This window comes from Vibrio sp. T20 (assembly GCF_007858795.1).
GTDB classification, from domain to species: domain Bacteria; phylum Pseudomonadota; class Gammaproteobacteria; order Enterobacterales; family Vibrionaceae; genus Vibrio; species Vibrio satsumensis.
Genome location: NZ_VFEB01000091.1, coordinates 105067 through 118736, shown reverse-complemented (window position 1 = coordinate 118736; position 13670 = coordinate 105067). Strand labels below are relative to the sequence as shown.

10 protein-coding genes are annotated in these 13670 nt (G+C 45.6%); 6 read left to right on the top strand and 4 right to left on the bottom strand.

Annotated elements, in window-relative coordinates; genetic code table 11:
• The first annotated feature begins 66 nt into the window (after positions 1 to 66).
• Positions 67 to 2253: a malate synthase G gene (locus tag FTW16_RS10200; protein WP_146490955.1), complete on the top strand. Its 2187-nt coding sequence runs from the start codon at positions 67 to 69 to the stop codon at positions 2251 to 2253.
• A 280-nt stretch (positions 2254 to 2533) separates the two neighbouring features.
• On the opposite strand, the gene FTW16_RS10195 is transcribed toward FTW16_RS10200, so the two are convergent.
• Both FTW16_RS10195 and FTW16_RS10190 read right to left on the bottom strand, forming a co-directional pair.
• Entirely contained in the window at positions 2534 to 3961 is a 1428-nt protein-coding gene (locus FTW16_RS10195) for an NAD-dependent succinate-semialdehyde dehydrogenase (protein ID WP_146490954.1), read from the bottom strand.
• A 94-nt stretch (positions 3962 to 4055) separates the two neighbouring features.
• Entirely contained in the window at positions 4056 to 4844 is a 789-nt protein-coding gene (locus tag FTW16_RS10190) for an IclR family transcriptional regulator (RefSeq protein ID WP_146490953.1), read from the bottom strand.
• A gap of 154 nt (positions 4845 to 4998) precedes the next feature.
• Between FTW16_RS10190 and pta the strand changes: the two genes are divergently transcribed.
• Both pta and FTW16_RS10180 read left to right on the top strand, forming a co-directional pair.
• Positions 4999 to 6072, top strand: a complete 1074-nt coding sequence (gene pta, locus FTW16_RS10185) for a phosphate acetyltransferase (protein ID WP_146490952.1) — start codon at positions 4999 to 5001, stop codon at positions 6070 to 6072.
• Between the two features lie 74 nt (positions 6073 to 6146).
• Positions 6147 to 6914, top strand: coding sequence for a sulfite exporter TauE/SafE family protein (locus FTW16_RS10180; protein ID WP_146490951.1), 768 nt, complete (start codon positions 6147 to 6149; stop codon positions 6912 to 6914).
• Positions 6915 to 6964: 50 nt separating this feature from the next.
• Here the strand turns inward: FTW16_RS10180 and FTW16_RS10175 are convergent, their stop codons facing one another.
• Both FTW16_RS10175 and FTW16_RS10170 read right to left on the bottom strand, forming a co-directional pair.
• The gene (locus tag FTW16_RS10175) at positions 6965 to 8686 is read right to left on the bottom strand and encodes a cobaltochelatase CobT-related protein (protein ID WP_146490950.1); all 1722 of its coding nucleotides are present in this window, start codon (positions 8684 to 8686) and stop codon (positions 6965 to 6967) included.
• Positions 8687 to 8689: 3 nt separating this feature from the next.
• A complete protein-coding gene (locus FTW16_RS10170; RefSeq protein WP_146490949.1) occupies positions 8690 to 9670 on the bottom strand; it encodes an AAA family ATPase in 981 nt (326 codons plus the stop codon).
• 264 nt (positions 9671 to 9934) lie between these two features.
• On the opposite strand from FTW16_RS10170, the gene xsc reads away from it, so the two are divergent.
• The 3 genes from xsc to FTW16_RS10155 all read left to right on the top strand — a co-directional run bounded on the left by xsc (position 9935) and on the right by FTW16_RS10155 (position 13636).
• The gene (gene xsc, locus FTW16_RS10165) at positions 9935 to 11746 is read left to right on the top strand and encodes a sulfoacetaldehyde acetyltransferase (RefSeq protein WP_050643312.1); all 1812 of its coding nucleotides are present in this window, start codon (positions 9935 to 9937) and stop codon (positions 11744 to 11746) included.
• 371 nt (positions 11747 to 12117) lie between these two features.
• A complete protein-coding gene (locus tag FTW16_RS10160) occupies positions 12118 to 12933 on the top strand; it encodes an FRG domain-containing protein (protein ID WP_146490948.1) in 816 nt (271 codons plus the stop codon).
• A 265-nt stretch (positions 12934 to 13198) separates the two neighbouring features.
• Positions 13199 to 13636, top strand: a complete 438-nt coding sequence (locus FTW16_RS10155) for a nuclear transport factor 2 family protein (RefSeq protein ID WP_017633372.1) — start codon at positions 13199 to 13201, stop codon at positions 13634 to 13636.
• The last annotated feature ends 34 nt before the right edge of the window (positions 13637 to 13670 follow it).

The window sequence follows — 13670 nt, the reverse complement described above, 5'->3', positions numbered from 1 at the left end:
TTAGCTAAATTTTTGTCAGTTACGTAAATTTATTTAGTAGTCAGCGGTTAATTTGAGAGAGATTTTATGAGCAGTCGTATTCAACAGGGAAGCTTGAGCATTGATAGCACCCTCTACCAATTAATTAATGAGCAGGTCATTCCTGGAACAGGCATAGTTGCAGAGGACTTTTGGCAATCTTTCGCAGCCATCCTTAAAGATCTGGCACCAAAGAATCGTGCACTGCTTATCAAACGTGAAGATCTTCAACATCAAATCGATGTGTGGCACCAAGAGCGTGCAGGTCAAATATTAGATGCTGCAGAATATAAACAGTTCCTACAGCAGATTGGTTACCTAGTACCTGAAGGCGAAGACTTTCAAGTTACTACCGCAAGCGTAGAGCCTGAAATCGCAACACAAGCTGGGCCGCAGCTTGTGGTGCCTATCATGAATGCACGTTTTGCACTTAATGCAGCAAACGCGCGCTGGGGCAGTTTATATGATGCGCTCTACGGCACTGATGTGATCAGCGAAAGCGACGGCGCAGAGAAAGGTGGAAGCTTTAACCCTGTTCGTGGCGCCAAAGTAGTGAGCTATGCGCGCGGGTTCCTTGATGATGCCGCCCCGCTGAATGGTGTTTCTCATAAAGACGTGACCAAATACAGCATCAGCAATGTGAGCATTGGCAACACGCTGACAGCAACGCTAGATAATGGTGAAGAAGTCACTCTAATTGATCGCAACCAGTTTATTGGTTATCAAGGAGACGCAAGCGCGCCTTCTTGTATCCTGCTTAAACACAATAATCTCCATATCGAAATTCAAATTGACCCGAGCGCGCCAATTGGTAGCGTCGATGTTGCTGGTATTAAAGATGTGCTGGTGGAATCGGCACTAACCACGATTATGGATTGTGAAGATTCTGTCGCTGCGGTTGATGGTGAAGACAAAGCATTGGCTTACCGCAACTGGTTGGGCTTAATGAAGGGCGACCTACAAGAGTCGCTAGAGAAAAACGGCAAAACCATTGTTCGTAATCTGAACCCCGATCGTCAATACACCAGTGTGACGGGTGGTGAAATCTCGCTTAAAGGCCGCAGCATGTTGTTCATACGCAATGTGGGCCACCTAATGACTAACCCTGCGATTATTGATGCTGAAGGTAACGAAGTGCCTGAAGGTATCATGGATGGCATGGTGACATCGCTTATCGCAATGCACGATTTAAAGGGTAATAGCCCTTACCAAAACTCGACCGCGAACAGCATTAATATTGTTAAACCTAAGATGCATGGCCCTGAAGAAGTGGCTTTCACCAATGAACTGTTTGGTCGCATTGAAGATGCATTAGGTTTAGATCGCTTCACGATTAAAGTCGGCATCATGGACGAAGAGCGTCGTACCTCTGTGAACTTGAAAGAGTGTATTCGCGCAGCCAAAGACCGTGTCGTATTTATCAACACAGGTTTCCTAGACCGAACGGGGGATGAGATCCATACAAGTATGGAAGCAGGGCCTTTTGCACCTAAAACACAGCTGAAAACCATGACATGGATTGGCGCATACGAAGATCAAAACGTTGATCTTGGCTTAGCTTGTGGCCTGCAAGGTAAAGCCCAGATTGGTAAAGGTATGTGGCCAGAGCCAGATAACATGGCCAAGATGATGGACGCGAAAATCGGACACCCACAAGCCGGTGCAAATACCGCTTGGGTTCCTTCTCCAACTGCGGCGACTCTGCATGCCTTGCACTATCACAAGGTGAGTGTTCCTAGCCGTCAGAAAGAGCTTCGTGAGCGTGTGAGAGCAAATGTTGACGATATTCTTACTATCCCGCTGCTAGGCAACCAAAAGCTTACTGCTCAAGATATCCAAAATGAACTGGACAACAATACGCAAGGTATTCTTGGTTACGTAGTTCGTTGGATAGACCAAGGCGTAGGTTGTTCGAAAGTGCCTGATATTAACGATGTAGGCTTAATGGAAGACCGTGCGACGCTGCGTATTTCAAGCCAACACATCGCTAATTGGTTGCGTCATGGTATTTGCGAGGAAGCCCAAGTAATGAAAACCATGAAGCGTATGGCAGCAGTGGTTGATGAGCAAAATGCAGGGGATCCAAGCTACCAAAACATGGCGCCTGATTTTGAAAACAGCATTGCGTTTTCAGCAGCGTGTCAGTTGGTATTTGAAGGCTGTGCTCAGCCGAGTGGTTATACCGAGCCAGTGTTACACGCGATGCGTCTAAAGCTGAAAGCTCAGAGTGCTTGAGTCGGAAAGTGCTGAGCCGCAGATAAGCGGAAGCACAAAAAGCCCAAATCACTGAAATAGAAAAGTGATCTAATAATAAAAACAGAGAAAGAAAAATACTAAAAAAGAAACCCCCCTTTAACCGAGCCCAAGGTGCCGCGCTTTATAGCGCGGCTTTTTTTTAGCTGTTAATTAGATGCGGGATCTGAGAACAGAAGTGGAAAGCAGTTATTTTATCTCCCACTAAAACCGTATTAGCATCGAAGCTCAGTTATCACCAAACCTTACTTTTCATCGAGGCTTAGTTGCCACCGAAACATAGATACTTAATATCCATGTACTCATCTATGCCTTCTTTAGCGCCTTCGCGGCCAATGCCTGACTGTTTAACCCCACCGAAAGGTGCAACCTCAGTTGAGATCATGCCGTCGTTAATACCAACCATACCGTACTCAAGTGCTTCTGCTACCTTCCACACTCGGTGGATATTCTGACTGTAGAAGTAAGACGCTAAACCATAAATGGTGTCGTTAGCCATTTCGATCAGCTCTTCATCGCTGTCGAACTTCATCACCGGAGCGACAGGGCCAAAGATCTCTTGTTGAACGATGTCCATATCGTGCTTCACATCTTTGAGAATGACAGGCTGAATGAACAATCCCGCAAGCTCTTGAGTTGGGGTGACAGGCTGTGCACCTTGTTCAATGGCGCGATCAATCAAACCTTGAATGTTTTGTTTCGCTCTCTCACTGATCACAGGGCCAATGTTGACGTCCGCGTCTAAGCCATTGCCAATTTTAAGTTGCTGCACCGCTTGGTCGAATTTAGCCACAAACTCGTCATGCACCTTGCTGTGAATATAGAATCGGTTAGCACAAACACAGGTTTGTCCTGCATTACGGAATTTCGAAGCCATTGCGCCTTGAACCGCAGCATCGATGTCCGCATCGTCAAACACAACAAACGGAGCATTACCACCAAGCTCCATCGAGGTACGTTTGATGCCTTTTGCCGCTTGAGCCATCAAGATACTGCCAACACGGGTAGAGCCTGTAAAAGAGATCTTCTTGATTAATGGGTGTGATGTGAATAGCTCGCCAATTTGTTCTGGGCTGTCACCCAATACCACTTGAAGCAGATCTTTAGGGATACCCGCTTGGTAAGCCAGCTCAACAACAGCAAAAGCAGAAAGTGGCGTTTCGTCAGAAGGCTTCACAATAAAACTACACCCAGCCGCTAGAGCAGGTGCGGCCTTACGAGTGATCATCGCAATCGGGAAATTCCACGGTGTGATGGCACATGCTACGCCAATCGGCTGCTTGATTGTCACTAAACGCTTATCCCCGGCGGTACTTGGGATCGAGTCACCATAAGTACGCTTAGCTTCTTCGGCGAACCATTCAATAAAGCTTGCTCCATAAACCACTTCGCCCGCGGCTTCTGCCAACGGCTTGCCTTGTTCGATCGTCATTAAGTGAGCAAGGTCATCCTTGTTTTCGAGGATCAGTTGATGCCAAGCTTTTAGTATTGCAGCGCGAGATTTAGCCGGAATTTTCGCCCACTCTTTCTGCGCAATATGAGCTCGCTCGATAGCACTGTCCAATTCCGCCTCAGATGAGATAGGCGCATGCCCAATAAGCTCACCCGTTGCTGGATTGGTCACGGCAACCGCGTTATTCGCTTCTGTCACCATAAAAGAGAGTAAGCGCTGGTTATTAATTTCTAGCATGTGATTCCTTTTCGATGATTACTTAACACGTGTTGGTGCTGTTATTGAGTTGATGTCTATGGCAGTGCTGATGATTCGCTTTAGCCTGCCAAGGTTATTCTTGCGCCCAGTTGTCTGCTTCTATCTTTGCCAATGCTTTCGCAGCTTTTTGAAGAGCAGGTAGGAACTTGATCGCTTCGTCCGGCTTTACTCGAATCACAGGTGCTTGGATTGCTAAGCCGAGATTGGATTGGCCCGTTGGCGATGGGATGAGTACCGCAATACACACCAAACCCGGAAGAAACTCTTCGTCATCAATCGCAAAGCCTTGGATCTTTGCTTCTTCGATGTCTTGCTCTAACACTGAGTAGTCGGTGATGGTTTTGACTGTGTACTGAGTCAGTGGCACGTTTTCGATCAGTCTTCTGCGTTGTGATTTCGACATGTGCGCCAAAAACAGTTTGCCTGTCGCTGAGCAGTGAACAGGAACGCGAGAGCCGGGTTGCAAGTGGAAGCGAAGTGGCGCTTCGGTTTCTGCACGGTCAAGGTAGATGATCTCACCACTCGATAGTGCGGTTAGGTTGCAGCTTTCGCCGACTTCTGCTCGAAGGCTTTCAAGAATAGTACGTCGTGCACTGTGCATGGTGCTGTTGAACAGTAGGTTTTCAGCCAGCTTTCTGAGTCGAATGCCAGAGCTGTAATGCTTTTCATCACCGTCTCTTTGAATGATGCCTGCGGATTCTAATTGTTGCAGCATACGGTGCAGAGTGGGTTTCGGTAGTCCGGTTTCTTCAACGAGCCCTTGAAGGGAAATAAACTCGTCTTTTTGCGCTATCACCTCTAATAGTGCAAAAAGTCGGAGAGTGGGCGTATCTCCTTGAACTTGTGGTGTTTCTGTTTGCATACAGTGATTCATCCTTGCGATATGTCTATGTGTAAGAGTGTACATACCAAATCAATATTCTTCAATTATCTGAATAAAATTTGACCTTTTTTATTATTTCAATAATATAAATGTAAATTATGGAACAATTAATCTCAATAAATGGAATTTTAAAATGAAAGCAATTGAACGGATTATTGATAAGGCGCACTTAGATCGTAAGCGTGTGGTTTTGAGTGAAGCTGAAGACCCTCGTGTACTCAAAGCGGCACGATTAGCGATAGATAAACAGCTCGCTTATATCACGCTGGTGGGCGACGAAAAGGCGATTATCGAAGCCGCTCAGTTGCATCATATTAATCTCGCAGGCATTCATATTGTTTCACCACAAACATCAGCACTCAAAGCTGTGTTGGCTGAACGTCTGTATGAGTTAAGAAAAGCCAAAGGCATGACTTATGAGGATGCATTGGAGAAGGTCAAAGACCCACTGATTTTTTCCAACTTGATGGTGAGAGAAGGACTGGTTGACGGCACCGTTAATGGCGCCGTTTATACCACATCAGATGTAGTGCGAGCTGCGCTGCAGATCATCGGGGCAGCGCCAGACAGTGAATTAGTATCGAGCTTCTTTTTAATGATGTTGTGCGAGCCTTTCCATAACCTTAAAGGAGGCATGATTTTCAGTGATTGTGGCTTGGTGATTAACCCCAATGAAACCGAGCTTGCATCAATTGCAGTGGCGGCATCAAACAGTGCACAAACGCTGTTGATGGAAGAACCGAAAGTGGCAATGTTGTCGTTTTCGACCAATGGCAGTGCCAAACACGAATCAGTCGATAAGGTGCGTAATGCCGCCCAGTTAGTGAAGCAACGTTGCCCCGGAATTGCGGTTGATCAGGATGTTCAACTCGACGCGGCGATTGTCACTGAAATAGCAGCGAAAAAATTGCCCGATTCCGAAGTGAAAGGCCAATCGAACGTATTGATCTTCCCGAACCTTGAAGCGGGCAATATAGGTTACAAGTTGGCAGAAAGGTTAGGTGGTGCGGTGGCCATTGGTCCTTTACTCCAAGGGTTGAATCAACCGGCTAATGATCTGTCGAGAGGTTGTAGCGCGGAAGACATTTTTAACGTGATTGCGGTGACAGCCGTTCAAGCGCAGCAAGGTAAAGCAGCAAACTCAACTCTTGATACCAAAGCTAATGTTGAAGAGAAAGAAGAATCGGAATTTGAGTTTAGGTACTAAGCCTTAACGAGCCAAAGCTAAATACCTAGGGTTCGCCCTCACACTAAATAACAAGTATCGAATTAGGATTGCTAATGGAGTTACCGGTTTTACTCGCTATTTTGGCCACCATTGCGCTAGGCACCTATTTTCAAACTGTCACGGGCTTTGGGTTAGGCATCATTGTGATTGGTTTGACGGTCAGTCTTAATCTGGTTTCCATTAATGTTATTGCCGCCGTAGTTAGCATTGTCACCTTGTTCAATTGCTTGGTTGCTTTAATGGGCAAGCCATTGCTTGGTGAGCTAAAAATCCTTGTGGTGTTAGTGCTCGGTATTATCCCTGGGGTTTCGCTGGGGGTGTTCTTATTGGGCGAATTAAGCGAATCTGCAATGCATATCCTACGAGCTTTGTTGGGTGCTATGGTGTTATTCGCTGGCCTGAGTTTTATGTTTAAACCTAAAACCAGAACAGAGCGCTCAGCAACCCTATCATTTTATGTGTCAGGCTTTAGTTCTGGCCTCGCGGGTGGGCTGTTTGGGATGGCGGGTCCACCGATTGTCTATCATCTCTATCGACAGCCTTTTACGCTCGATCTGGTACGAAGTACATTGCTGATGGTGTTCGCTTGTACGTCGATGTCTCGTACCGTTAATGTCTATGCCGCTGGCGATATGGAAGCGAGCATACTGTGGTTGTCTGCTATTGCTGTTCCCTTGGTGGCGCTTGTGACTATGTTTGCTCGGCGCTTCCCACCACCGTTGTCCAATGATCAACTGAGGAAGTTGGTATTTATGGTGTTGATGTTGATTGGTGGGTATTTGATGGCCGTATCGGCATGGTCGTTGCTTGGCTCTTCCTAAACCATTCTCGACAAAGGAGGCTAGTGATTCGCTAGCCTAAGCCTCTCTGATTAAACACGCTTTAGCATCTCAAAGATCCTCCTAGATAACCCAAACAAGCAGCTCTCCTGCACATCTAAAGTGATGTTACTGCGGTAGTACGGGCTCAAATCGACGCCCATTCCCACTCCATGAATCTCGATCCTGTTTTTGAACGATTCGCGCTCAATCACTTGCTTGAGATGATTATCCAAATAGAACTGATCATTAGCTGTGCTGGTGGCGGTATCCATCGGGCAGCCGTCTGAGAACACAATCAACACCTTTCGCTGTGCGCTATGTTGCTGCAAGCGTTGGCTAGCGAACTGAACCGCTTCGCCATCAATCCCTTCTTTAAAGATGTCTGCTTTGCGAAGGCTCGCAATGCCAAGGCGAGACCGTCTCCAATGGGTATCAAAATCCTTAAACACAATGTGTCGAATCTCGTTTAAACGACCTGGGTGTTTCGGTTGGCCTTGCTTGAGCCACTGTCGGTAAACCTTGCCACCGTTCCAGTTGTTGGTGGTGAAGCCGATAATCTCGAAAGGGATGTTGGCTAGCCCGACCGATTTGAGAATCGTATCCATCAGTAGACTGAGTTTGTGACTGTGTTTTTGCATTGAACCTGAGCAGTCCATCAAAAACGTGATGGCACATTGATGAGATGCGCCAATCTCTGGCTGATAAAAGACAGTACGATCCAACGGTGAAGTGATGAGCTTGGCGATCGTAGTGGCGTTAACAATGCCTTCTTCTAAATGATCCTGACGTCGATTCCTTTGCGGCGTCGCAACAAAGCGGGTGAGCATAGCGGCTAAGCGGCGAGTGTTCACTTGTCTCGCCATAATGTCATCGGTGAGTTTTTGCCTCAGTTCGAGTAACAGGGCGCGCCTGACGAGCTTATCTGCAGCGACCACTTGGTCAAATTCGGAATTAAAGACCTGATAATTGGCGCCCGACAGTTCAAACACCTTGCTGCTGCCCGTGATGTCGGCATCGACGTCTTCATCTTGAATGTCGCCATCAACGATAAGAGCCAGCTGAGCAAGGATCTTGATATCTTCTTCAACCGTAGGGGTCGGCGAGTTATTACTCTCCTGTTCTTGGTTGATGAGCTCTTGCGCTAAAGAGGCGAGTTCATTGGCGCAGTGAGCAAACTGTTGTTGGTCGGCTCGATGTTCCTTCAAGCGCTTCAGGCTGCTTCCGAAAATAGGCACGATGCCCGCACGAGTTGATTCTATGGTTTCGGCAATTGTTTCCGAAACTGGGACATTGGTTAAGCGGGTGTGGATAACCTGCATCAATGTGAACAGTAACATCCCAATTCGTGATTCAGTAAAGCCATTTTGATGGTACTGATCGCTCCAATACGCAAAGTTGAACTGAATGCTCTTAGTCACACCTTTTAGGTAAGACGGGACTTGTGACTCGATTCGCACTTGTTCGCAGAAATCATATAACAGACGTTCGACTTCGTTTTTAGGTCGCAATGAACAGTGAAGATCAGTATCTGACAACAAGAGTCTCAGTGCCGATGAGTCGATCTTGCCTTGCATTGAGAGCTTGCTGTTTGTTAGTTCATGGCGAGAAACAAAGGTGAGATCGTTGGTGTGTGCAGACTGATAATAGCAGGGGCTATTGCCGTTATAGAGACGCTCTCCCCGATAATTCAGGCTCAATTCTCCGCTGATCGCTCTAGCGACAGATACACCAAGGTCGAGGATCTTTTTCTGATGAGAAGAAACATTGGTCATGGTTTACGACTCCGAATGCGCATAACTCTGAGTAGGCGTTTCTAGGGCCTCACCAAAGCAGCGGAAGTAATATTCGCTAACCAGTTCTTTTTCTTCGTCTTCACAGCGATTTAAGAATGAAAGCCTAAATGCCGTCGCAACATCGTCGAATACTTGGATATTTTCAGCCCATGTGATCACGGTTCTCGGAGACATTACCGTCGACAAATCACCCGCTCTAAAACCATTTCGCGTTAAACCAGCGGTTGCGATCATTTTCTCAACTAGCTGCTGACCACTTTCATTGTTCAATTCTGGGCGCTTTGATAACACGATCTTGGTTTCATGTTGCGGATCTAAATAGTTAAGCGTGGCGATGATGTTCCATCGGTCAAGCTGGCTATGGTTAAGCACTTGAGTACCAGAATATAAACCTGAGAAGTTACCCAAGCCAAGCGTGTTGCAGGTAGCAAATAGGCGGAAAGAAGGGTGAGGCGTGATCACTCGGTTTTGCTCTAAAGATGTGTATTTGCCGTCTTGCTCTAAGAGTTGTTGAATCACAAACATTACGTCAGGTCGTCCTGCATCGTATTCGTCTAATACCAGAGCGATGGGTTGCTGGATGCTTTGCGGAAGAATGCCTTCTTTAAACTCTGTAACCTGCATTCCATCTTTAATGACGATGCTGTCCTTTCCTATGAAATCCAATCTGCTTAAGTGCCCGTCTAGGTTGATCCTCAAACACGGCCAGTTCAACCTCGCGGCAATTTGCTCAATGTGGGAAGACTTGCCCGTTCCGTGTGTACCTTGTATCAAGGTGCGGCGATTAGAGGTGAAGCCCGCCAATATCGCTAGCGTTACTTCAGGATCAAAACAGTAGTTAGGATCGACCTTGGGGACATACTCTCCCGCATGTTCAAACGCCAGTACGGTTAGGTTGCTGTCGATGCCAAAACACTCTCTCACACTTACAGGTTGTGTTGGTATCAATTCCGCATCATTCATTTCTCTTCCCTCTTAATAGCTTCCATGACTGCCGCGATGGGCGATATGTCATCGATTATTAACAGCTCACTCTAAGTTAACGGCACTTTTTGTACGAAAAACTATCAATAATGTGATCCAGTTTTATTAATTAGAATGAATTGTTCCAATTTAGTATAAAAAGTTGACGCGCAAAAAATCTACTACTAAGGTGAAAATGAATTCGAAAAAGAGACAATTCATTCCGAAAAATGAAATTTTGGTTAACTCAAGGAGAATGGAAGAATGAGTGAGCAAGAAAAACGTACGGTTGTTTCCGGCACAGTAACAATGACACCATCAGAAGCGTTCGTTGAAACTATGGTTGCTAATGATGTTACCGACATGTTCGGCATCATGGGGTCAGCATTTATGGACGCAATGGATATCTTTGCTCCTGCTGGCATTCGATTGGTCCCAGTGGTACACGAGCAAGGTGCTGCTCACATGGCAGATGGTTACTCTCGTGTATCTGGTCGCCACGGTGTGGTTATCGGGCAGAATGGTCCGGGTATCAGTAACTGTGTAACTGCGATTGCAGCGGCATTCTGGGCACACAGCCCAGTCGTGATTGTGACGCCAGAGACTGGCACTAAAACAATGGGCTTAGGTGGTTTCCAAGAGTGTAACCAACTTCCAATGTTCCAAGAGTTTACTAAGTATCAAGGACACGTAACGCACCCAGACCGTATGGCGGAATACACGGGTCGATGCTTTGACCGCGCAATGAGCGAAATGGGTCCGACTCAACTGAATATCCCACGTGACTATTTCTACGGTGAAACTCAAACCGAGATCCCTAAACCAGCGCGTTTAGACCGTGGTCCAGGTGGTGAGAAGTCTCTGAATGAAGCGGCAGACCTGATTGCTGAAGCGAAATTCCCAGTCATCATTTCTGGCGGCGGCGTGGTAATGGCTGATGCAGTTCAAGAGTGTGCGGCACTGGCAGAGCGACTAGGCGCACCCGTAGTAAACAGCTACCTGCACAATGACTCTTTCCCTGCTAGTCACCCATTATGGTGTGGTCCTTTAGGCTACCAAGGTTCGAAAGCAGCAATGAAGCTGATGGCTCAAGCGGATGTGGTTATTGCTTTGGGTACACGTCTTGGTCCATTCGGTACCTTGCCTCAACATGGCATGGATTACTGGCCAAAAGACGCGAAAATCATTCAGATCGATGCCGACAACAAGATGCTTGGCCTCGTTAAGAAGATCTCTGTTGGTATCTGTGGCGACGCAAAAGCAGCGGCTGTTGCATTAGCTGAAAGACTGGAAGGTCGTGCACTGTTGTGTGATGACAACAAAGGCGCTCGCCAAGACACAGTGGCAACAGAAAAAGCGTTGTGGGAAAAAGAGCTTGATGAGTGGACGCACGAACGTGACTCGTTCAGCTTGGATATGATTGAAGAAAATTCGCATGAGACTCCGTTCTCTGGTGGCGAATATCTACACCCTCGCCAAGTGTTGCGTGAACTAGAAAAAGCGATGCCAGAAGACGTAATGGTCTCAACGGATATCGGTAACATCAACTCGGTGGCAAACAGCTACTTACGCTTTGAAAAACCACGTAGCTTCTTTGCGGCAATGAGTTTCGGTAACTGTGGTTACGCGTTCCCGACCATCATTGGTGCGAAAGCGGCAGCACCTCATCGTCCAGCTATTTCTTATGCAGGCGACGGTGCGTGGGGCATGAGCTTGATGGAGACCATGACATGTGTTCGTCATAACATTCCTGTGACAGCCGTGGTATTCCACAACCGTCAATGGGGTGCAGAGAAGAAGAACCAAGTCGACTTCTACAACCGACGCTTTGTTGCTGGTGAATTGGATAACCAAAGCTTTGCGGAAATCGCACGAGCAATGGGCGCGGAAGGTATCACGGTTGATAAGCTAGAAGATGTAGGTCCAACTCTGCAAAAAGCCATCGACATGCAAATGAACGAAGGCAAAACAACCATCATTGAAATCATGTGTACTCAGGAATTGGGCGACCCGTTCCGCCGAGATGCACTATCAACGCCGGTTCGTTTCCTAGATAAGTACAAAGACTACGTATAAGTCATAGGAAGTTTGCCCGGCCAAAACAGTCTCATGAGTGCTTGATAAAGTGTTATCGAGAATGTGGTCGGGCAATATTAACGGGTATTGGCAAGTGCTTGGGTGAAGAACGTAAACGCTTAGTTCAATAATCTCTAGTTAAACATTAGAACACTAATTAAATGGCTCATAAGTATATAAGTGGTTTTAGATATATACACATTGTCACTCGTTATTATTAATCGATCCTTAACTAATGGGACCAAAAATAATTCTTTGACGAAGATGTATACCTATTATTATTTTGGGAAGTTATAGCTAACGATGTTAATTTTATAATCGTAAATGTTGATGCTTGGATTGTGCCGAATTTAAATTAAGTGACCTATTACATGCATGTTGTGAAAAATAAACGTTATATAAGTTCAATAGAAGAACTGTATGAAATAATCGATTCGCTAATTGCTGAATGTAGTGGGCATCGTGGTTTAATTTATAACGTGTGTGATTATGAAAACAGTAATCTGATGCCAAGCTTAGGTCGCTCAAATCGAAAGAATATTCGCCGTGTCGAACAAGAGATTCTCTCGACCGTGAGAGTTTATGGCGGGCATTCGTTGAGTGCACACGAGATAAACGATTGGTTACTGATGTGTTTAGCCAAGAAACAGGGGTTTCCAACCCGTTTACTTGAATGGACAGATAACCTGATTAATGCGCTGTGGTCTGTATGTCATAGCCAAAGTAAAGACTGTATCAATATTGTCAAAGCTATTGATTATCATAAGGTTAGTGTTTTTAACTCACCATGTGACCTCAATAAGACTCAGATATTCAATGTAGCTGACTGTGATCAGCAAGAGCAACGAAAAGATAAGTGGTATTCCATTCACCCATTTAAGGAAGGTGGCAATGATGCCATTCAGCCTTTGTACGATGAGAAAGAATATTCAAACGGTCTAGTGTCCGTTCATATTCTTCCATCAGCGAAAGTAAACCTGATAAAGGAATTAATCTCCATGAATGTTTTAAATGAACCGACAGAATATATTGAAGAGAAACTGGCTGATTTGAAAAATGAAGCCCATGTAGATAGCAATCAAGCAATTAATAAAGGTGAGGGTAATATCGAATTACAAGTTAATACTCATGATCGCCAGCTTGAACAGTATGGTCGCAAGTATCATCAAGATTTTGATTTCGACTAAAGTCTAATATTTCTACTGATTTTATTTAGAGCTCATATAAATCTAGTGAGTTACAGGATAAATAAAATTAGAGCACCAATTAATGTATAAAAAGATGAAATCTGTGAGCTTAAAGATTGTTTATAAAGTAACTCGAAGTTAGAGTGGCGAAGCTTGTTACCAAGTTGTTAAATTTTCACAGATCTAGTTTAAACACTCTAATAAAAAAGTGGCGCAAAGCTACTGAAATTTAAACCAATAACGAAAACATAAAGGATTCTGGAATATGAATATGCAAACCAATGCAGCGACATTCGTGCTGGAAAACCAAGTCGATACCGCCTTTTTACAGTCTTTTAGCGATGCGTGGAATAACCATGATATTGAGGCGCTGATGTCTTTCATGACAGAAGACTGTGTATTCCACACGGTGGCAGGAGAAGGCTTGCTTGGAAACACTATTGAAGGGTACGAAGCAGTTCGAAATAGCTTTGAATTGGTTTGGCAGAACTTTCCAGATGCGGCTTGGAGCGATCCTGTCCACTTTGTGTGCGGTGACCGCGCTGTGAGTGAATCAACGTTTTCTGCGACGAACCCAGATGGCAGTGTCATCGAAGCTCGCATGGTCGACGTATTTACTCTGAAAGATGGAAAAATCAGCGTAAAAAATGCCTTCCGTAAAACACGACCTCTTTTGACTCCTAACAACACTCCCAAGAGCTAGACACGAAACCACAACCCGTTCACGTGTTATGACT